The following is an 18,855-nucleotide window of genomic DNA, read 5'->3' on the forward strand; positions in this document are numbered from 1 at the left end:
TCAGGGCTGCTCAGTCGGCCTGGTGCTGCTTGAGTTCGTCGCCGGTGAGGGTGACGACATGCAGCAGGTTGGTGGCCCCCGGCGTGCCGAACGGCACCCCGGCCAGCGCCACCAGCTTGGACCCGGCGGTGCCGAAATCGTGGCGCAGGGCCATGCGCTTGCCCTTGGCGATCATTTCTTCAAAGCTGCCGATGTCCTTGGTGGCAACCGCGTGGGCACCCCACAGCAGGCCGACCTTGCGCGCGGTCTTCTGGCTGGGCGTGAGCACCAGCATCGGCACGCCCGGCCGTTCACGCGCCACGCGGCGGGCGGTGGAGCCCGAACCGGTGAACACGATGATCCCCGAGATCGGCAGCGTTTCAGCGATCGAGGCGCAGGCCTGGGCCAGCGCGTCAGCCGTGGTGGGATCGGGCAGCGTTTCGATGAAGTGGACGCGGGCGGCATAGCCGGGATCGCTTTCCACCTGCACGGCGATGCGGTTCATGATGCTGACCGCCTCTTCCGGCCAGGCGCCAGCGGCGGTTTCGGCCGAGAGCATGACCGCGTCGGCACCGTCATAGACCGCGTTGGCCACGTCCGACACTTCGGCGCGGGTGGGCGTGGGCGCCTCGATCATCGATTCGAGCATCTGCGTGGCCACGACCACCGGCTTGCCCTGGCGGCGCGCGCTTTCGACGATGCGCTTTTGCAGCGGCGGCACTTCTTCGGGGTTGAGCTCGACGCCCAGGTCACCACGGGCGACCATGATGCCGTCGGACAGTTCGATGATCTCTTCCAGGCGCGAGATCGCGGCCGGCTTTTCGATCTTGGCCATCAGCGAGCCATAGCCGCCCATCAGGCGGCGCGCCTCGGCCACGTCTTCGGGGCGCTGCACGAATGACAGCGCGATCCAGTCGGCGCCATGCTCCACGGCGAAGGCCAGGTCGCGACGGTCCTTTTCGGTGAGCGCGGGCACCGGCACCACCGCGTCGGGCACGTTGACGCCCTTGCGATCGGAAATCACGCCGCCCACTTCGGCCGAGCAGAGGATTTCGCTTTCGCTGGCGCGGATCACGCGCAGGCGCAGCTTGCCATCGTCGATCAGCAGGCGCTGGCCCTTTTGCAGGATGCCGAACAATTCGGGATGAGGCAGGCAGACGCGGTTTTCATCGCCCGGCTCGGGATTGCGATCGAGCGTGAAGTGGCCCGAATGGCGGATGACGGCGCGGCCTTCCTTGAACGTGCCGACGCGCAGCTTGGGCCCCTGAAGATCGCACAGCACGGTGATCGGGCGCTTTACCCGTTCTTCCAGCGCGCGGATATTGGCGATGGTTTCGGCGTGGATGGCGTGTTCGCCATGGCTCATGTTGACGCGAAAGGCATCGGCACCGGCCAGGAAAAGCTTTTCCAGCATTTCCGGGGAACGGCTGGCCGGCCCCACCGTTGCGAGGATCTTGACCTTGCGTTCGCGCTTGTCAGGCTGGCCCATGGTGCAAAAAACTCCTCTTCACTATCGAACCCGGCAGGCTTTCATTCGGCCTGCCCTATGGCCTATGCCGGGGCAAAACCCAAGGGATGATAACCATGGATACGAATGCTTCGACCGGCCAAACCACCCATTCTGGCGCTGATCCGCTCGATCAGCTCGATGATGCGGTGGCCGCGGCTGCCTTTCGCCACCTGGTGCGCCATTTGCGCCACCGCCACGATGCCCAGAACATCGATCTGATGGGCCTGGCAGGCTTTTGCCGCAATTGCCTGGCCGACTGGATCATCGAGGCCGGCGCCCCGCTGGACAAGGCCGCCGCCCGCGAGGCGATCCACGGCCTGCCCGCCGATGAATGGAAGGCCCGCTACCAGACGCCGGCCACGCCCGAACAACTGGCACGGATGGACGAGAGCATGAAGCGCAACCCGCGCTGACACCGGCCAGAACCCGGACACAACCCGGCTTGCGCGCGACAGCGGCGCAATCTTTCCACAGGATCGGCTTTGCCAGCGTGGGCGTGGGCGGCTATTTGCCCGCGGCTGAAGGCCGCAACGGCCGCCCACACAGAGATTCGGAGCTTATCCCATGGCCGACGCCGCCGACGACCGCCTGCGCCTCTTGATCGAGCGCATCGAACGCCTGGAAGAAGAAAAGAAGGGCATCGGCGACGACATCAAGGATGTCTACAGCGAAGCCAAGTCGGCCGGCTATGACGCCAAGATCATGCGCCAGATCGTCCGCCTGCGGAAGATGAAGCCCGACGATCGCCGCGAAATGGAAGCGATTCTCGACGTTTACAAGAACGCCCTGGGCATCGACTGAGCACCAGGGACTGAGCCACGCGGCGCTTGGCCGCCCCGCTCACTGCACCAGGAATGCCACGGTTACCGCCGCCAGATTGCCCAGCGCGTGGGCAAGCATGGCGGCGGGCAGGCTGATCCGCACACGGATGAAGCCGAACACCAGCCCGGCCCACAGCTGCGGCAGCACCATCGGCACCAGCGCCAGCGTGATGCGCGGATAGTTGCTGAGGTGAAACAGCGCGAAGACCACCGCGTGCAGCATGAACAGCACCGGAAACGCCGCGACGAACCACGCCGGGGTTTCCCGCCGACGCAGCACGAACCAGCCCAGCGCCGCACCCAGCACGCCCAGCAGCAACAGCAGCAGCGCCACCGGGTGGGCCGCGCCATCGCGCACCGTCCATAGCGCGGCAGCCGCCACAACCAGCCCCGCGATCAGCGCGAGTGCGCGCGGCCGGCCCGATAGCCAGCCCCGGAACACGCATTCCTCGGCCACCGGCGCGAGCAGCGTGACAGCAGGCAGCAGCAGGGCGGGCGGCACTTTGCCAAAGGCGTCGGGTGAAGGCAGGCCCATGACCCGCTGCCACATGTGCAGAACCAGCGCGAGCACCAGCAGCCCGGCCAGATAGAGCCCGGTTGCCCCGCGCCACAGCGCCCAGCTTTCCGCGCTGCCCAGCCCCATCGGGCGCGTCCAGCGTGGATGACGCAGGAAGTGGGCCAGGGATTGCGCAGCGGGCAGGGACAGGCGGACCATGGCAAGGGCCATACCGCGCCAGCGGTTAACGCCGCGTTTGCCGATCTGCTCCGGTTGCTGGGCCGCCCCGTTGTTGGCCAGGCGCGCATTGCCGTTTTGCGCCGGTTGGTCTAGGGGCCGTGGCAAACCCCAAGTTCCCACCATCAGCCGCAAGAAGCAGATCCATGGCAGGCCATTCCAAATTCAAGAACATCATGCATCGCAAGGGCGCGCAGGACAAGAAGCGCTCGGCCATGTTCTCCAAGCTCTCCCGCGAAATCACCGTCGCGGCCAAGATGGGCATGCCCGACCCGGACATGAACCCGCGCCTGCGCGCCGCGATCAACGCCGCCAAGGCGCAGTCGATGCCCAAGGACAACATCCAGCGCGCCATCGACAAGGCGAGCAAGGGCGATGGCGAGAACTATGAAGAAGTGCGCTACGAAGGCTATGGCCCGGGCGGCGTGGCGATCATCGTCGAAGCGCTGACCGACAACCGCAACCGCACCGCCACCAACGTGCGCACCGCCTTTGCCAAGAACGGCGGCAACCTGGGCGCTTCGGGCGCGGTCAGCCATGGCTTTGAGCGCCTGGGCCTGATCGAATATCCCGCCAGCGTGGGCGACGAGGAAAAGGTGCTGGAAGCGGCCATCGAAGCCGGCGCCGACGACGTGGAATCGGACGACGATACGCATCAGATCTGGACCGCGATCGACAACCTCCACCCCGTCAGCCGCGAGCTGGAAAAGGCGCTGGGCGAAGCCGAAGCGGTGAAGCTGGCGTGGAAGCCCAGCCTCAAGACCACGGTTTCGGCCGATGACGCCGCCACCCTGCTCAAGCTGATCGACGTGCTGGACGACGACGACGACGTGCAGACCGTGTGGGGCAACTATGAAATCCCCGACGACGTGATGGAAAAGCTGGGCTGATCAGGCCCGTGGCTGCGCGCGCTGGCGATCGATCCTCCCCCTCGCAGAGGGGGAGGTGGCGGCCGTCAGGCCCTCAGAGGGGGCTCCCCCTCCACCACGCGCTGCGCGTGCGGCCCCCCTCCCCCGCGATGCGGGAGAGGATCTTGCAGTCATGATCATCCTGGGCATCGATCCCGGCCTCACCTGCACCGGCTGGGGCGTGGTGGCCAAGTCTGGCAGCCGGCTCAGCCACGTTGCCAATGGCCAGATTCGCACCGATGCCAAGGCCACCATGGCGCAGCGCCTGGTGGAACTGGATGCAGCGCTGACCGACGTGATCCTCACCCACCGCCCCGACGAAGGCGCGGTGGAAGAGGTCTTCGTCAACGTGAACCCGCAATCCACGCTCAAGCTGGGCCAGGCACGCGGCGTTGCCATGCTCAGCCTGGCGCGCTCGGGCATGCATGTGGCGGAATATCCCACCAAGGTGATCAAGAAGGCGCTGGTCGGCACCGGCGGCGCCGAAAAACAGCAGATCCAGCACATGCTCAAGATCCTGCTGCCTGGCGTGAAGCTGGCCGGCGAGGACGCCTCTGACGCGCTGGCCGTGGCGATCACCCATGCCAACATGCTGGGCAGCCACCGCTGATCCCGAACGGGCACGGGAACGCCCGCGCCCGCCCGGCGTAGCGTTCTTCATGAACATCGCCGCCACCGACGAAGCCTGGATGGCCCGCGCCATCGCCCTTGCCATCCGCGAAAAGGGCGATGACCCGGCCAATACGCCGATTGCCGCCCTGGTCGTGCGCGATGGCAGCCTGGTGGCTGGCGCGGTCAACCGCACGGTGGAACGGTGCGATGCCACCGCCCATGCCGAAGTGGAAGCGCTGCGCGCGGCGGGCCAGGCAGTGGGCGACATGAAGATCGACGGCGCCACGCTCTATACCACGCTGCAGCCCTGCGGCATGTGCACGATGGCGGCGATCTGGGCTGGGATCACCCGCATCGTCTATGGCGCCGGACGCGATCAGGTGCACGAGATGTATTTCGAGGACCGCCACCTTTCGACGGTCGATTACATCCGCGATGCCTTCAAGGACGACCTGTCGCTCGAAGGGGGCGTGGCTGCGCACGATTGCGCCAAGCTCTATTACGGCCCCGACGATGTCGTGCCCGAGGATCAACAGGCCAATACCTGAACCCCGGTTGCGCGCGGGAAAGTTCCCTGCCATAGGGAACAAACCATGATCGCCAAATTGACCGGCATGCTTGACGACACCGGCCCGGATTGGGCGATCATCGACGTGAACGGCGTCGGTTACCTGGTGCAATGTTCCGCCAAGACGCTCACGCACCTGGGCGTGCGCGGCGACAAGGTGGTGGTGCACACCGAAATGCAGGTGAGCGAAACCGACCAGCGCCTGATCGGCTTTGCCAGCGCGGGCGAACGCGCGTGGTTCCGCCTGCTCACCGCCGTGCAGGGGGTGGGATCGAAAGTGGCCCTGGCCATTCTCTCGGCCCTGTCCGTGGACGAATTGCAGCGCGCCTGCGCCGGTGGCGATGCTGCCATGGTAGCGCGCGCCAACGGGGTGGGGCCAAAGCTTGCCAGCCGCATCGTCAACGAACTCAAGGACAAGGCCGGGGGCCTTGCCGGCATGACTGGCGGCTTGGGCGTTGCGGCAGAGGCAGATGTTGCGCTGCCGGCCGGCTCGGCCAGCGCCGACGCGATCTCGGCCCTGCAGAACCTGGGCTTCAAGCCCGCCGTGGCAGCCAGCGCCGTGGCCTTTGCGATCAAGGATCTGGGCGAAGACGCCCGCCTCAACGACCTGGTGCGCGTGGCGCTCAAACGGGCGACGGGGTGATGGCCGTTACGGCGGGAAAGGCGGCATGCTGGACCCCGGATCAAGTCCGGGGTGACGGGGATTTTGAAGTCAAACGTTGCCTGCAGAACGGTCGTCACCCTGAACTTGTTTCAGGGTCCAGGGTGAGGCTTGCCCTGCCCCAACGGCGGAAAACCGAGGTCGATAGCAAGATCGCGCCAATCGGGATTGGCCGCATGGACCAGATTGAGCTTCCAGTCACGGCGCCAGTTCTTGAGTTGCTTTTCGCGGACGATCGCCTGCTCCATATCGGCGAAGATCTCGAAGTGGACCAAGCGGTAGACACCATAGCGTGCGGTGAAACCGCTGGTGATGCCTTCGCGGTGCTGCCACAACCGCTGCATCAAGGCCGACGTGACCCCGATGTACAAGGTGCCACGCACCCCGCTCGCGAGAATGTACACGCATGGTTGCCGTTCCCGTCGCATATCCCATCGTGGCCACGGGCAGATCAGTGGACAATGACCGTTGCTGCCGAATTGGCCGAAAGCCCTGATTCCGCATGACCGATAACCCCCTCCTTTCCGCCCAGGCCCAGGCCGAAGACCTCGACGCTGCATTGCGGCCCAAGACGCTGGCCGAGTTCGTTGGCCAGGAAGCCGCGCGCGAAAATCTCAAGATCTTCATCGAGAGTGCCAAGCAGCGGCGCGAGGCGATGGACCATGTGCTGTTCTTTGGCCCGCCGGGCCTGGGCAAGACTACGCTGGCGCAGATTATCGCGCGCGAGCTGGGGGTGAATTTCCGGGCCACGTCCGGGCCGGTGATCGCCAAGTCGGGCGATCTGGCGGCGCTGCTGACCAACCTCGAATCGGGCGATGTGCTGTTCATCGACGAAATCCACCGCCTCAATCCCGTGGTCGAGGAAGTGCTCTATCCCGCGATGGAAGACCGCGCGCTGGATCTGATCATCGGCGAAGGGCCTTCGGCACGCTCGGTGCGGATCGATCTGCCGCCGTTCACCCTGATCGGTGCGACCACGCGGCAGGGCCTGTTGCAGACCCCGCTGCGCGATCGTTTCGGCATCCCGGTGCGCCTGCAGTTCTATACCGTGGCCGAACTGGAACGCGTGGTGACGCGCGGCGCCACGCTGATGGGGGTGGGCATCGATAGCGAGGGCGCGCGCGAGATTGCCAAGCGTGCGCGCGGCACGCCGCGCGTGGCCGGGCGCCTGCTGCGCCGGGTGCGCGATTTTGCCCAGGTGATGGGCGATGGCACGATCACCCGCGCCCTGGCCGACCAGGCGCTGACCCGGCTTGAAGTCGATGCGCTGGGGCTCGATCTGCAGGATCGGCGCTATCTCATGATGATCGCCGATATCTACAAGGGCGGCCCGGTGGGGGTGGAAACCCTGGCCGCGGGCCTTTCCGAACCGCGCGACACGATCGAGGAAGTGATCGAGCCCTATCTGATCCAACTGGGCCTGGTGGCCCGCACGGCGCGCGGCCGCTGCCTCAATGATCGCGCCTGGCAGCACCTGGGAATCACCCCGCCCACGGCGCAGATGCCGGGCGGCCTGCCCGGCACCCTGCCCGGTCTGTTTGACCCCGACAGCGGCGAGTAGGCGGATTTGCCTGTCGGAATCGGCAACACCCGGGCCGGCAAAAGTTCCAGATTGGGACAGAGTTAACACACCGGCGCGAAAAGTGACGAAATATGGCCCGCTGCCGTGCCGATTTCAGGTTAACGCGATGGACGCTGACGCTATGATCTGCGTTGTTCATCTGCGGGAAAGGCCGGCAGCCACCTGTTAAGTGGTTTCTGCTAGGCCGGCCCCGGGATTTAGCGAGAGCAACGATCATGTCGGTTAGGATGGCATTGGCAAAACTGGCGGCCTGCGCGGCAGGCGGCGCAGTTCTGGGCGGGGGCGCGGTGCACGTGTCCGAAGCGCCATCGACCGGCGAGATTCACCACACCAAGCCGATCAAGATCAAGCAGGCCAAGCCCCGCCGCGTGGTGCGCCGCGCGCCGCCGCACGTGGTGCACCGCCAGCGCAAGATCGTGACCACGGCCACCACCAAGGTGTGCGATCCGCCGCAGCAATATGCCATGGCGCCGGTGCCCTACATGGCGCCCCTGCCGCCCCAGGCGCAGGGCGGCGGCGGTGGCGGCGTGCCGGTGGTGATCGGTGGTGGACCGGTGGGCGGCTTTGGCGGCGGGTTCTTCGGCGGCTTCTTTGGCGGCAGCGGCGGTGGCGGTGGCAACGTGGTGGTATCCTCCACCAGCACTGGCTCCACCTCTACCTCGGGCGGCTCCAGCTCGACCTCCGGCGGATCGACCTCGACCTCGGGTGGCTCGACCTCCACGTCGAGCGGCAACGTCTCCACCTCCAGTGGCAATGTCTCGACCTCGTCGGGCAGCGTATCGACGTCCTCGGGCAGCGTTTCCACCTCGAGCGGGAACGTGAGCACCTCGTCCGGCAATGTCTCGACCTCTTCCGGCAACGTCAGCACCTCGTCCGGCAACGTGTCGACCAGTTCCTCGACCTCGACCTCGTCGGGCAATGTCAGCACGTCGTCCTCGACGAGCAGCAGCACCTCCTCGTCGACGTCGTCCTCCACCTCCTCGTCGACCTCCAGCTCGACGAGTTCCTCCAGCTCCACCAGTTCGTCCAGCTCCACCTCGTCTTCGTCCAGCGGATCGACGAGCAGCGGGACGACCACTGGCGGCACCGACGTGCCCGAACCATCGATGGTTCTGCTGTTCGGCGCCGCAGCCGCCGCGCTGGTTGCACGCCAGCGCTGGGGCCGGAGCCGCAAGCCGGCTTGAAACCACGGTCAAGCCCGGTTCTGTCGGGCTCCACGGAAGGGGCGGTCTTCGGGGGGAGGCCGCCCCTTTTTCGTGGGCTTAATGGCCCCTCCACCACCGCTTCGCGGTTGTCCCCCTCCCCATCAAAGATGGGGAGGATCTTGGTTATCCTCCCTGCCGCAGGCGGGGAGGGGGACCGCCGGCATAGCCGGTGGTGGAGGGGCATTTTCACCCCCGCACCAACGAAAAAGGGCGGCCCCGGTGGGAGCCGCCCTTCTTGCATTCCGGCGTTGAGGCCGGCGGCGATCAGGCCGCCAGCTTGCGCAGCACGTAGTGCAGGATGCCGCCGTTCTTGAAGTATTCCAGCTCGTTGGCGGTATCGATGCGGCACAGCGCATCGAACGTGAACGTGCTGCCATCGGGGCGCGTCACCTTGACGGTCACGGTCTGGCGCGGCTGGAGATCGGCGACGCCTTCGATGGTGAAGGCATCGTCGCCGGTCAGGCCCAGGCTCTGGCGGGTCTGGCCATCGAGGAACTGCAGCGGCAGCACGCCCATGCCGACGAGGTTCGAGCGGTGGATACGCTCGAAGCTTTCGACGATCACGGCGCGCACGCCGAGCAGGTTGGTGCCTTTGGCCGCCCAATCGCGCGAGGAGCCGGTGCCGTATTCCTTGCCGGCGATGACCACCATCGGCGTGCCATCGGCCTTGTACTTCTGCGCCACGTCATAGACCGCGCCCACTTCGTCGCCATAGCGCGAGAAGCCGCCTTCGGTGCCGGGGACCATTTCGTTCTTGATGCGGATGTTGGCAAAGGTGCCGCGCATCATCACTTCGTGATGGCCACGGCGCGCGCCGTAGGAGTTGAAGTCAGCCTTGGCGACCTGGTGATCCTGCAGCCACTTGCCCGCCGGGCTATCGGCCTTGATCGAGCCGGCCGGCGAGATGTGGTCGGTGGTGATCGAATCGCCCAGGATCAGCAGCGGCTTGGCGCCGACGATGTCGGACACCGGGGCAGGCGTCATGGTCATGCCTTCGAAGTACGGCGGGTTGGCGACATAGGTCGACCCGGCGCGCCACGAGTAGGTTTCCGAACCCGTCACGTTGATCGCCTGCCAGTGCTTGTCGCCCTTGTAGACGTCGGCATAGCGGGCCTGGAACATCGCGCGGTTCATCGCGCCCGACATGACCGAGTGAACCTCGGCGTTGGTCGGCCAGATGTCCTTGAGATAGACAGCGGCGCCGTCCTTGCTCGTGCCGATCGGGGTGGTGGTGAAGTCTTCGACCACCGTACCCTTGAGCGCATAGGCGACAACCAGCGGCGGCGAGGCCAGGAAGTTGGCGCGCACGTCAGGGCTGACGCGGCCTTCGAAGTTGCGGTTGCCCGAAATCACCGAGGCGGCGACGATGCCGTTCTCGTTGATCGCCTTGCTGATCGGCTCGGCCAGCGGGCCGGAGTTGCCGATGCAGGTGGTGCAGCCATAACCGACCAGGTTGAAGCCGATATTGTCGAGGTGCGACTGGAGACCGGCCTTGATCAGGTAGTCGGTCACCACCTGCGAGCCCGGTGCCAGCGAGGTCTTGACCCAGGGCTTGGGCTTGAGGCCCAGCTCGTCGGCCTTCTTGGCTACCAGGCCGGCCGCGATCAGCACGCCGGGGTTCGACGTGTTGGTGCAGCTGGTGATGGCGGCGATCACCACGTCACCGTCACCGATGTCATGGTCCTTGCCTTCGACGGCCACGCGCGACTGGGTCTTCTTGTAGACGTCGCCCAGGTCCTGGTTGAACACGTCGTCCACCTGCGGCAGCTCGACCTTGTCCTGCGGGCGCTTGGGGCCGGCGAGCGAAGGCACGACCGTCGACAGGTCGAGTTCGAGCGTGGAGGTGAACACCGGCTCGACCGAAGGATCGATCCAGAAGCCCTGCTCCTTGGCATAGGCTTCAACCAGCGCGATCTGGTCTTCATCGCGGCCGGTCAGGCGCATGTAGTCCAGCGTCTTTTCATCGATGCCGAAGAAGCCGCAGGTGGCGCCATATTCCGGCGCCATGTTGGCCAGCGTGGCGCGATCGGCCAGCGTGAGGCCAGCCAGGCCGGGGCCGAAGTATTCGACGAAGCGGCCGACCACGCCATGCTTGCGCAGCATGTTGGTGGCGGTCAGCACGAGGTCGGTGGCGGTCACGCCTTCCTGCAGCTGGCCGGTGAACTTGAAGCCCACCACTTCGGGGATGAGCATCGAGACCGGCTGGCCGAGCATGGCCGCTTCGGCTTCGATGCCGCCCACGCCCCAGCCCAGCACGCCCAGGCCATTGACCATGGTGGTGTGGCTGTCGGTGCCGACGCAGGTGTCGGGATAGGCGACCAGGTTGCCGTCCTGGTCTTCGCTGGTCCACACCGTCTGGGCGATGTGCTCCAGGTTGACCTGGTGGCAGATGCCGGTGCCCGGGGGCACGGCGTGGAAGTTGGAAAGCGACTTGGAACCCCACTTGAGGAAGTCGTAGCGCTCGCCATTGCGATAGTATTCGATCTCGACGTTCTGTTCGAACGCCTTGGGGTGGCCGAATTCATCGACCATGACCGAGTGATCGATCACCAGGTGCACGGGCACCAGCGGGTTGATCTTGCTGGTGTCACCGCCAAGCTTGGCGATGGCGTCGCGCATCGCGGCCAGATCGACCACGCAGGGCACGCCGGTGAAATCCTGCAGCAGCACGCGCGCCGGGCGGTACTGGATTTCCGCGCTGCTCGACGGGTTGTGCTGCCAATCGACCAGGGCCTTCACATCGTCGGCCGAAACGGTGAAGCCACCGTCCTCGAAGCGGAGAAGGTTTTCCAGCAGCACCTTCATCGAGAAGGGCAACCGCGAGACATCGCCGAACTTTTCGGCGGCCTTCTTGAGGGAGTAGTAGGCGACGTTCTTGCCGCCGACGGTAAGCGTGCTGCGCGTGCCGAGCGAGTCCTGTCCGACCTGGGTCATGGCTAAGCGAAATCCTCCTGCCGTTTGCGAGGGACCGCGGGCGCGAAGGCCGCTACCTGTTCCGGGGGCAAAGCCCATTCCGGGGGCAACGAAAGCCAGCGGGCCTCTCGTGAACGGCGCCGCGATGCGCTGTCAGGACCGACTCGTCAAGGGCGGGAAATGGCTAAATTTGCGAGATTTGGCTTATTGCGACGCAATAGCATAAGTATTGTCTCGCGTGGGGTGCAGTTCGTCGATTTGGGGCGGGTGGAACCGGCGGCGCGGCCGTGCTTGGGCCGATCCGGCCGCGCTCGATAGATGTCACGCAGCAGGCATTGATCGCGAACTTCGCCGAATCTTGCCATAACGCTTATTGTGGCAAACGCCCCGAAGGAGTTTTGCCATGAAAGTCATCCTGACACCGGAACTGGAATCGCTGATCAATCACAAGGTGCGTGCGGGACGCTACACCTCCGCCAGCGAAGTGGTGCGCGAAGCACTGCAGCTTATGGCCGAACGCGACCAAGTGCAGGAATTGCTCAAGGCATCCATGCGCGAAAAGGTCGCGGCGGGGATGCCCTCGCCGCGCGTCGGGCGCGGCAGCGACGGCGAAGCGTTCATGGCACAACTCGATGCTAATCTTGCCGCCATCGAGGCCAAGGGCCGGAAGTGACTGGTCGCTACACCCTCTCGCCTGAAGCGCAGCGGGATATCGAGCAGATCAGGGAATACTACCTCAACGAGGCCGGAGCCCCGGTTGCGCGCCATGTGCTGGCGCAGATCACAAAGGCGCTGCGCTTCCTTGCAGGAACGCCCGGCGCCGGACATCGGCGGATGATCTTACCATCGAGGACGTGCGGTTCCGGCCAGTGCTGTCCTATCTGATCGCCTATGATCCAGAGACGCGGTCCATCGGCATCGCCCGAGTATTGCACACCAGGCGCGACCTTGAAACGCTGCTCAACAGGTTGCCGCCGCGCATGTAATGTTGCCAAAATTTGGCTCAATATTACTATGATTGGCGCCATTCCTAATTGCCCAAAACATGCGATCAGGCGAGTAGGTCTTAAGCCTCACTTCGCCATAAACGAGCTATAATTGCGCCTGTCTAGAGACTCCGACATCTCCCGCCGTAGTTCCCCATATCCAATGGAACGGGCGGTGCGCCGATTTGTACTAACTCGCGATGACGCGGTCATGGACGTCTTTACGCAATTCTGCGCTCGCATTCAGTCCGAATGTCGTAGTAGGCTTGCGCGGTTCCGATATCCCAAGCGCGATCGGTACTCATTTGAGTTTGTGAGCAAAATGCGAGCAATTCGTGAAAATTTAAAAACGTTACGGGATCCAATCCTGGTAGCAATTCAATATGCCGTATTTGCGTGATGATAGAACCAATGGTTGCGTTAAAAGGACCGATATTGCTTTGCGCCAACGAAGCATCGATTGAGAGAATTATTTTTCTGTATAATTCCAATCTATAATTTTCGTAACGTTGCACTATTTCCGCTTGCTGCGCGCGATTGGCATCTGCGGCTGCCTTACTTTTGAAATGCTCCCAAAGAGCCAGCCCGAGGGCCATGACGACAGCCAAAATCGTTCCAATTGCTGAAAACCAATCTGCAACACTCCCCCACTCGATATCTGCTGGACAAAACACGATAACCCCCGACACAATAATAACTCGACAGTGACAATCCTTACAGCTTGATCAACCCTCATTCAGCGACTTGATCAACGATCACTGACCCCATCGCGGCTACAGTTGCCAACTATCTTGGCATTGGACAATGCAACCTACGGGCCCACACACCGACACCGCACTTTGCCCCTGCCCGCCGCGTTCTGACATGAGAGGATAAGTCTGCCGAATCTTGCATCCCCGGAATCCGGGGACCGTATACTTAATCGCCATCACGACTCGACATTCTCGGCGCAAGCAAGAGTGTACGGCACTCTACCAGCGGCGCTTCACGGCAAAGCCATCGAACAACGCCTCGTTCGACACCAGCGTCATGTCCTCCACCTGGGCCTGGGCGATCAGCAGGCGGTCAAACGGATCTTCGTGGGGGATGTTCATTTCCCCCGCAAGCCGGGCGTGGCGGACGCTGATCGCCAGTTCGGCAAAGCCCTGGCCGGCGACAATCGCCGCGAAATCCTGCGCCAGCAGGGCTGCACCGGGCAGCTTGCCGATGCGGAACTTGGTGGCCACTTCCATAGCGGAGGCCGCGCTGACGGCAATGGTATTGGCCTCGTCGGCGATGGCTTCCTGGGCGCAGCGGCTCAGTGCCTCGTCACCGGCCGGCCACCAGATCAGTGCATGGGCATCGAGCAGCAGCCTCAAGCGAGGTTCCACCCGCCGAGTTCATCGTCCGGCAAAGGCTCGTCAAACCGCGCATCCAGGGCGATCTGCCCCTTGAATGCGCCGAAGACGCGACGACCGCGCGGCTCGACCGGCACGAGGCGCACCACCGGCACATTGCCACGGGCTATCACCAAGTCACCACCTGCAAGCGCTTCGGCGATCAGGCGGGACAGGTTGGTCTTGGCGTCGTGAACCGAGAACTGCGCCATTGGCGATCTCCTTAGCCATAAATATAGCTAAGTGCGCCTAGCCCAGCAAAGGCCACTCTTTCCGCACTGCCGCCGTGTCAGCGCAGCAGGCACCCTACATCGGCTCGGGATGCGGATCGCCGCGCCGCGCCGCCAGGATGCAGCCGGCCACGATCAGCGTAACGCCGGCGACCGTGCCACGCGTCACCGGTTCGCCAAAGGCGACATAGCCGGTGATCGCGGCCCAGATGAACGCGGTGTATTCCAATGGGACCAGCACCTGTGCCTGGGCGCGGGCATAGGCCCAGGCCATCAATAGCATGGCGATCACCGACATGATCGCGCCGGCCACCACCAAGCCCCAGGCGAGCGGGGTGGGCCATGTCGTCCATGCCAGGGCGATGGGTGAAAGGGACGTGGCGGTCACCAGGCTTTGGTAAAAGGCGACTTCGACCGGGCTGGCCACTTGCGCCTGGCGGCGCTGGAGCACCAACGTCGTCGCATAGAGCACGGCAGAGGCCAGAATTTCGACCAGGCCGCGCCAGGCGCCCGGCCCGGGAGCCGCGCCCAGTTGATCCCTGGCGATGACAGCCACGCCCACCAGCGCCAGCAACGAGCCCATCACCGCGCGGTGGCTGACGCGTTCACCCAGGGTCAGCGCGGCCAGATAGAGTGCGATCAGCGGCGCCAGGAATGACAGCGCCATGCCCTGCGCCAGCGGCATGCGCACCACGCCATCGAAGAACAGCACCCCCATGCCCGCCGTGACCACACCGCGCAGCACGTGAAGCCGCAAGATAGCCGGGGGCGGCAAACGCCCTTTCCGGTGCAGCAGCGTTTCCCGCAGCCAGAACGGTGCCACGACCACGGCGCTGGCCGTGCTGCGCCAGAACACCGCGACAAAAGCCCCCAGCATGAGCGAGGCACCTTTCATGGCGCCGTCCATCACGCTGAAAAAAACAAGGCCGATCAACGTGGCGATGATCGGCAGGAGCGGGCGCGGCGTATGCATGGGCGGCGCATAGCCGAGTGCCGGCAGATTGGCTATCATCGCGCCAATGCGTTTGGCGGAAACGATGAACCGTGTTTATCGTTTGGAAGGAAAAGCAGCCATGTGCATGCCTGATTCAGCTTGGCGAAAGCCTCGCTGCTTGATTGGCGGTGGGGCATGGGGCAGTAGATGAACCGTGCACCACGTGCGTGCAACCGAATGGCAACAGGGAATTTCGAACCGATGACCCCCCGCAAGACCTGGCCGCAGCGCCGCAACCGTGCGCGTCTTTTCGGCGCGACGACGCTGGCCATGGCGCCCCTGGTTGCCACGTCGCTGGTTGTTACGCCCCTGCTAGCCACGCCAGCCCTTGCCCGCACGCAGGACAACAGGGGCCCGGTGGACCTGACCGCGCAGGCGCAGCAGCCGGCGCCCCCACCGGCCAAGGTACCGCCGGCCAAGCTGCCCCCGGCTCCCGCTGTCAGCCCGGCCGTCCCGCCCGCGCCCGGCGCGGCCGTGGCCTTGCCCGCGCCGCCCCCTGCCCTGCCCGAGGTGGAAGCGCCGCCGCCAGTGGCGGTGTGGACGCTGCAGGATGCCAAGGACCTGCTTTCGGCCATTCGTGGCATCGGCAGCGAAGGCCTGTTTGCCCGCGATTACCAGCCTGCTGCGCTCGCCGCCGCGATCACCAAGGGGGAAGGCGACGATCTCAACCAGCTGGCCAGCAAGCTGTTCGTGTGGCTGGCCGAAGACCTGCGCGACGGGCGCACGCCGATGACCGCGCGCGAGCAGTGGTTTGCGGTGGACCCCGACCAGGACCTTCACCCCAATTCGGCGCTGCTGGCCCAGGCCACCGAAACCCATGACGTGAAGGGCACGCTGCGCGCGCTGCTGCCCACGCACCCCGATTACGCCCTGCTGCGCCAGCTGTTGCAGACCACCAAGGAGCCTGCCAAGCTGGCCCTGGTGCGCGCCAACATGGACCGCTGGCGCTGGCTGGCCCATGACCTGGGCCTGCAATACCTGATGATCAACGTGCCCGAGCAGATGCTGCGGTTGACGGTGAACAACCAGATCATCACCACCTATCGCGCCATCGTGGGCAAGCCCGGCAGGACCGCGACGCCGCAGCTGGCGGAAATGGTGGAGAACGTGGTGTTCAACCCCACCTGGACGGTGCCGCAGTCGATCGTGAAGGGCGAAGGCCTGGGCGCCGATCTGCTGGCCCACCCGGCCAAGGCCAAGCGCATGAACTATGCCGTCAAGCAATTGTCTGACGGCACGATCCAGGTGGTGCAGCAGCCGGGCGAGAACAATTCGCTGGGCCGGGTCAAGCTCGACATGCCGAACGAGTTCGCCATCTATATCCACGATACGCCCAACCGGAACCTGTTCGCCCAGGAAAACCGCGCGCTGTCGCACGGTTGCATCCGCGCCGAACGCGCCACCGAACTGGCCATGACCATGGCGATCCTGGGCGCCGACCTGCCCAAGGAAACCGCGGTGGAATACAACCTGTCGGGCAAGTACACCAAGGTGCCGATGACCAAGCCGTTCCCGGTCTACATTACCTATTTCACCGTGGCGCGCGATGTGAACGGCGTGATGCGCAGCTTCAAGGACATCTATGGCCGCGATCCGGCCGTGCTCGCCAGCTTTGCGCAGCCGCGCCAGCTGCACACCACGCAGCGCAAGAGCAACGAAGCCGTGATCAAGCTGGACAACCCGCTCTAAGCATTGAGCAGGCCAGACGATACAAAACGAAACGGCGGCGAATCATTGCTGATTCGCCGCCGTTTTGCGTGGATGGGGTGTGATCAGCGGCGGTTGCTGGCAAAGCGGATAGTGGGAGCCATGCCGGGCTGGTTGGCCACGGGATTGGCCAGCACGATGCACACGCCGCCCTTGGCCTTGACCGAGCCGCACAGCGAGCGCGCCGGGCTGGCGCTGGCAAAGCCGGCGGCCTGGGTGCGCCAGAACTGCTTGCCGTTGACGACTGCGGCGGTGATCACCGGGCGATAGCCCTTGAGCGCGGGATTGATCGCCAGGTAATGGCGCCAGGCGCGGTGCGCACCTTCCTGCGTGGAAAAAGCGCCGAGCTGCACCAGGTGGGTGCCAGCCGGCATGGCCGGCGTGCGCGCGGCGAGCGTGGCCACGCGGGCCTGGGCCGCCTTGGCCACCAGGGCAGGCGCACGATCGGCGCGATCGGCGGGGCGCAGGCGGCCGGTGATGACCGGAGCGGCCGCGTGGGTGGTGCCGGGGCGCGGGGCGATGGCCCAGGCCGGCACGTTGGCGCTGGCGACGGCCGAGGGAGCGCCTGACGCGGACGACGGCGGCATGTCGATCGCGGCGAGCTTTTCCGCCGTGGGCGCGGCGCTGGCATCGGCCACCTGGGGCTGGGCCGCGCCATTGTCGACTGCGGGCAGTTCCTGCGCGGCAAAGCTGGCGAGCACCGGAGCCTGTGTCGCGGCGGGCGGGCTGGCCGGCGTGGTGCCGATCGCCGCCTGTGCCGTAGCGGCCTGGGCAGCCTGGGCCACGGCCTGTCCGGCACCGGCAGCGGGGAAATTGGCGAGCGCCAGCGCGGTGGGCTGGCCTTCGTCTTCGATCTGGCCGGGCACGCCGAGCACGCCGGCCACGCGCAGGCGCATGTTGCCCGGATCGTTGAGCTGGGCCCACTGCGCCATGCGCGCGGTGAGCTGATCGGCAGGCACATCTTGCGCGGCCATGTCGCGCGCCTCGCGCCAGTGGCCGGCCATGGCCATGGCATAGGCCAGGTTCTGGCGGGTCTTGGGCGTATCATCGCCGCCGCGCACCGCGCCGGTCAGCACCTCCACCGCCTGGTCGGCATGGCCGGCCAGGGCCAGGGCAAGGCCATAATCGGCCACCGGAATCTGCTGGCGATGGGTGCCGAGCGTATCGACCGCGACATCGGGATGGCCGAGCGCAATGTCGGTCAGCGCCAGGCTGAGCGCGACCTTGCCATCATCCTGGCCCAGTTCCATCGCATCGTCATAGGCCTGGCGCGCCGCCACGAAGCGGCCGGCGCGCAGATAGGCGCTGCCCAGCAGCATGCGATAGCCCGGGTTGCGCGGATCGGCCAGGACCGCCTGCTCTGCCAGGGCGACGGCCTTGACCGCTTCCCCCCCGGTCAGCGCCGATTGCGCGCGGGCGGCGGACTGCCCCGGATGGACCGAGCCCTGGGCACAACCGGCGACGAGGCCGGCGGCCAGGGCCGTGGTGGCCAGCGAGAGGATCATGCGATGGGACATCATGGGCGTTTCCCGCAAAAGCATCAGCGCGGCCGCCGCAACGGGGCGGCGCGCGTGGAGGGCAAGGGTTCGGATTGAGGCAACTGGGCCAGCACGTCTTCAAGGCCGGGCGTGGCATCGACCAGGCGATCGAGCGCCTCGATCAGCAGCGACTGGGCACTGCGCCGCTCGGCCGTGCAGCAGGCGCGCAGCAGGGCATGGCGGCGCGGATCGAGCCGCAGCGTGAAGGCGACCTTCTTGCCGGGCAATTGTTCCACATCGAGCGCGGCGCGGCGGTTGGCCGCCACCTTGCGGTCAAGCACCGCCGAAAGCTGGGCGATCTGGCGCAGCACTTCGGGGCGGCTGTCATCCTCGCCGGCCTCTTCCAGGGCGACGACTTCGGCCAATGGCAGCGCGGGCTCGGCGTCAGGCACGATGGCCGCGTCGGGTTCGATGCCGGCCCAATCGAGCGAGACATGGCTGCGCATCGCCGGGCGCGCGGCGCCCTTGCGCGCCAGCAGCGATCCGGTGAGCGAGGCAAATGGCTTGGTTTCAGGCGTGCCCATGGTTGCGT

21 protein-coding genes are annotated in these 18,855 nt (G+C 65.5%); 11 read left to right on the forward strand and 10 right to left on the reverse strand.

All coding sequences use genetic code 11. The annotated features are described in order from the left end of the window. Nucleotides 1-10: 10 nt before the first annotated feature. The gene (pyk, locus tag IP65_RS16970) at nt 11-1,468 is read right to left on the reverse strand and encodes a pyruvate kinase (RefSeq protein WP_022675851.1); all 1,458 of its coding nucleotides are present in this window, start codon (nt 1,466-1,468) and stop codon (nt 11-13) included. A 95-nt stretch (nt 1,469-1,563) separates the two neighbouring features. Between pyk and IP65_RS16975 the strand changes: the two genes are divergently transcribed. Continuing rightward, on the forward strand, nt 1,564-1,902 hold the full coding sequence (locus tag IP65_RS16975; protein ID WP_022675852.1) for a DUF1244 domain-containing protein: 339 nt from the start codon (nt 1,564-1,566) through the stop codon (nt 1,900-1,902). 151 nt (nt 1,903-2,053) lie between these two features. Next, complete coding sequence (locus IP65_RS16980; RefSeq protein WP_022675853.1) at nt 2,054-2,290, forward strand: DUF2312 domain-containing protein; 237 nt, start codon at nt 2,054-2,056, stop codon at nt 2,288-2,290. A gap of 39 nt (nt 2,291-2,329) precedes the next feature. Here the strand turns inward: IP65_RS16980 and IP65_RS16985 are convergent, their stop codons facing one another. Further along, a complete protein-coding gene (locus IP65_RS16985) occupies nt 2,330-3,025 on the reverse strand; it encodes a type II CAAX prenyl endopeptidase Rce1 family protein (RefSeq protein WP_158441959.1) in 696 nt (231 codons plus the stop codon). A 164-nt stretch (nt 3,026-3,189) separates the two neighbouring features. Between IP65_RS16985 and IP65_RS16990 the strand changes: the two genes are divergently transcribed. The 4 genes from IP65_RS16990 to ruvA all read left to right on the forward strand — a co-directional run bounded on the left by IP65_RS16990 (nt 3,190) and on the right by ruvA (nt 5,774). Further along, nucleotides 3,190-3,933: a YebC/PmpR family DNA-binding transcriptional regulator gene (locus IP65_RS16990; protein WP_022675855.1), complete on the forward strand. Its 744-nt coding sequence runs from the start codon at nt 3,190-3,192 to the stop codon at nt 3,931-3,933. A gap of 151 nt (nt 3,934-4,084) precedes the next feature. Next, on the forward strand, nt 4,085-4,561 hold the full coding sequence (ruvC, locus tag IP65_RS16995) for a crossover junction endodeoxyribonuclease RuvC (RefSeq protein ID WP_022675856.1): 477 nt from the start codon (nt 4,085-4,087) through the stop codon (nt 4,559-4,561). A gap of 49 nt (nt 4,562-4,610) precedes the next feature. Then, nucleotides 4,611-5,111, forward strand: coding sequence for a nucleoside deaminase (locus tag IP65_RS17000; RefSeq protein ID WP_022675857.1), 501 nt, complete (start codon nt 4,611-4,613; stop codon nt 5,109-5,111). Nucleotides 5,112-5,156: 45 nt separating this feature from the next. Beyond that, complete coding sequence (gene ruvA, locus IP65_RS17005; protein WP_022675858.1) at nt 5,157-5,774, forward strand: Holliday junction branch migration protein RuvA; 618 nt, start codon at nt 5,157-5,159, stop codon at nt 5,772-5,774. A gap of 110 nt (nt 5,775-5,884) precedes the next feature. Here the strand turns inward: ruvA and IP65_RS17010 are convergent, their stop codons facing one another. Continuing rightward, entirely contained in the window at nt 5,885-6,220 is a 336-nt protein-coding gene (locus IP65_RS17010; protein WP_054132402.1) for a GIY-YIG nuclease family protein, read from the reverse strand. Nucleotides 6,221-6,294: 74 nt separating this feature from the next. Here IP65_RS17010 and ruvB point away from each other — a divergent pair, with 74 nt between their 5' ends. Next, the gene (ruvB, locus tag IP65_RS17015) at nt 6,295-7,353 is read left to right on the forward strand and encodes a Holliday junction branch migration DNA helicase RuvB (RefSeq protein ID WP_054132403.1); all 1,059 of its coding nucleotides are present in this window, start codon (nt 6,295-6,297) and stop codon (nt 7,351-7,353) included. 248 nt (nt 7,354-7,601) lie between these two features. Then, nucleotides 7,602-8,558, forward strand: coding sequence for a PEP-CTERM sorting domain-containing protein (locus IP65_RS21440; RefSeq protein ID WP_231627758.1), 957 nt, complete (start codon nt 7,602-7,604; stop codon nt 8,556-8,558). A 285-nt stretch (nt 8,559-8,843) separates the two neighbouring features. On the opposite strand, the gene acnA is transcribed toward IP65_RS21440, so the two are convergent. Continuing rightward, complete coding sequence (gene acnA, locus IP65_RS17025) at nt 8,844-11,513, reverse strand: aconitate hydratase AcnA (protein ID WP_022675863.1); 2,670 nt, start codon at nt 11,511-11,513, stop codon at nt 8,844-8,846. 382 nt (nt 11,514-11,895) lie between these two features. Here acnA and IP65_RS17030 point away from each other — a divergent pair, with 382 nt between their 5' ends. Then, nucleotides 11,896-12,165 (forward strand): type II toxin-antitoxin system ParD family antitoxin, encoded by a 270-nt coding sequence (locus IP65_RS17030; RefSeq protein ID WP_054132405.1) that lies wholly within the window; start codon nt 11,896-11,898, stop codon nt 12,163-12,165. After that, on the forward strand, nt 12,162-12,377 hold the full coding sequence (locus IP65_RS22245; RefSeq protein WP_082350216.1) for a type II toxin-antitoxin system RelE/ParE family toxin: 216 nt from the start codon (nt 12,162-12,164) through the stop codon (nt 12,375-12,377). The genes IP65_RS17030 and IP65_RS22245 overlap by 4 nt, the downstream gene beginning before the upstream one ends. A 322-nt stretch (nt 12,378-12,699) precedes the next feature. Here the strand turns inward: IP65_RS22245 and IP65_RS21445 are convergent, their stop codons facing one another. From IP65_RS21445 to IP65_RS17045, 4 genes are all read right to left on the reverse strand, one after another. After that, entirely contained in the window at nt 12,700-13,167 is a 468-nt protein-coding gene (locus tag IP65_RS21445) for a hypothetical protein (protein ID WP_156306676.1), read from the reverse strand. Between the two features lie 282 nt (nt 13,168-13,449). After that, nucleotides 13,450-13,836, reverse strand: coding sequence for a type II toxin-antitoxin system VapC family toxin (locus IP65_RS17035; protein ID WP_054132406.1), 387 nt, complete (start codon nt 13,834-13,836; stop codon nt 13,450-13,452). Beyond that, complete coding sequence (locus tag IP65_RS17040) at nt 13,833-14,066, reverse strand: type II toxin-antitoxin system Phd/YefM family antitoxin (RefSeq protein ID WP_054132407.1); 234 nt, start codon at nt 14,064-14,066, stop codon at nt 13,833-13,835. Before IP65_RS17040 ends, IP65_RS17035 begins: the two co-directional genes overlap by 4 nt. 94 nt (nt 14,067-14,160) lie before the next feature. After that, nucleotides 14,161-15,057 (reverse strand): DMT family transporter, encoded by an 897-nt coding sequence (locus IP65_RS17045; RefSeq protein WP_028657750.1) that lies wholly within the window; start codon nt 15,055-15,057, stop codon nt 14,161-14,163. A 222-nt stretch (nt 15,058-15,279) separates the two neighbouring features. On the opposite strand from IP65_RS17045, the gene IP65_RS17050 reads away from it, so the two are divergent. Then, a complete protein-coding gene (locus IP65_RS17050; protein ID WP_054132408.1) occupies nt 15,280-16,767 on the forward strand; it encodes a L,D-transpeptidase family protein in 1,488 nt (495 codons plus the stop codon). Between the two features lie 83 nt (nt 16,768-16,850). Here IP65_RS17050 and IP65_RS17055 read toward each other — a convergent pair whose 3' ends face one another. Then, nucleotides 16,851-18,305, reverse strand: a complete 1,455-nt coding sequence (locus IP65_RS17055; protein ID WP_133726814.1) for an SPOR domain-containing protein — start codon at nt 18,303-18,305, stop codon at nt 16,851-16,853. Between the two features lie 20 nt (nt 18,306-18,325). Next, nucleotides 18,326-18,847 carry a hypothetical protein gene (locus IP65_RS17060; protein WP_054132410.1) on the reverse strand — a complete coding sequence of 174 codons (522 nt, stop codon included), beginning with the start codon at nt 18,845-18,847 and terminating at the stop codon, nt 18,326-18,328. Nucleotides 18,848-18,855 lie beyond the last annotated feature (8 nt).

Origin of the sequence: Novosphingobium sp. AAP1, from assembly GCF_001295765.1 — a bacterium.
In the GTDB taxonomy this organism is placed as follows: Bacteria; Pseudomonadota; Alphaproteobacteria; order Sphingomonadales; family Sphingomonadaceae; genus Novosphingobium; species Novosphingobium capsulatum.

What these genes read in the sequence shown, in the direction of transcription:
- pyk (WP_022675851.1), bottom strand. Translation starts at nt 1,468, where the DNA reads ATGGGCCAGCCTGACAAGCGCGAACGCAAGGTCAAGATCCTCGCAACG.
- IP65_RS16975 (WP_022675852.1), top strand. Translation starts at nt 1,564, where the DNA reads ATGGATACGAATGCTTCGACCGGCCAAACCACCCATTCTGGCGCTGAT.
- IP65_RS16980 (WP_022675853.1), top strand. Translation starts at nt 2,054, where the DNA reads ATGGCCGACGCCGCCGACGACCGCCTGCGCCTCTTGATCGAGCGCATC.
- IP65_RS16985 (WP_158441959.1), bottom strand. Translation starts at nt 3,025, where the DNA reads ATGGTCCGCCTGTCCCTGCCCGCTGCGCAATCCCTGGCCCACTTCCTG.
- IP65_RS16990 (WP_022675855.1), top strand. Translation starts at nt 3,190, where the DNA reads ATGGCAGGCCATTCCAAATTCAAGAACATCATGCATCGCAAGGGCGCG.
- ruvC (WP_022675856.1), top strand. Translation starts at nt 4,085, where the DNA reads ATGATCATCCTGGGCATCGATCCCGGCCTCACCTGCACCGGCTGGGGC.
- IP65_RS17000 (WP_022675857.1), top strand. Translation starts at nt 4,611, where the DNA reads ATGAACATCGCCGCCACCGACGAAGCCTGGATGGCCCGCGCCATCGCC.
- ruvA (WP_022675858.1), top strand. Translation starts at nt 5,157, where the DNA reads ATGATCGCCAAATTGACCGGCATGCTTGACGACACCGGCCCGGATTGG.
- IP65_RS17010 (WP_054132402.1), bottom strand. Translation starts at nt 6,220, where the DNA reads ATGCGACGGGAACGGCAACCATGCGTGTACATTCTCGCGAGCGGGGTG.
- ruvB (WP_054132403.1), top strand. Translation starts at nt 6,295, where the DNA reads ATGACCGATAACCCCCTCCTTTCCGCCCAGGCCCAGGCCGAAGACCTC.
- IP65_RS21440 (WP_231627758.1), top strand. Translation starts at nt 7,602, where the DNA reads ATGGCATTGGCAAAACTGGCGGCCTGCGCGGCAGGCGGCGCAGTTCTG.
- acnA (WP_022675863.1), bottom strand. Translation starts at nt 11,513, where the DNA reads ATGACCCAGGTCGGACAGGACTCGCTCGGCACGCGCAGCACGCTTACC.
- IP65_RS17030 (WP_054132405.1), top strand. Translation starts at nt 11,896, where the DNA reads ATGAAAGTCATCCTGACACCGGAACTGGAATCGCTGATCAATCACAAG.
- IP65_RS17040 (WP_054132407.1), bottom strand. Translation starts at nt 14,066, where the DNA reads ATGGCGCAGTTCTCGGTTCACGACGCCAAGACCAACCTGTCCCGCCTG.
- IP65_RS17045 (WP_028657750.1), bottom strand. Translation starts at nt 15,057, where the DNA reads ATGCATACGCCGCGCCCGCTCCTGCCGATCATCGCCACGTTGATCGGC.
- IP65_RS17050 (WP_054132408.1), top strand. Translation starts at nt 15,280, where the DNA reads ATGACCCCCCGCAAGACCTGGCCGCAGCGCCGCAACCGTGCGCGTCTT.
- IP65_RS17055 (WP_133726814.1), bottom strand. Translation starts at nt 18,305, where the DNA reads ATGATGTCCCATCGCATGATCCTCTCGCTGGCCACCACGGCCCTGGCC.
- IP65_RS17060 (WP_054132410.1), bottom strand. Translation starts at nt 18,847, where the DNA reads ATGGGCACGCCTGAAACCAAGCCATTTGCCTCGCTCACCGGATCGCTG.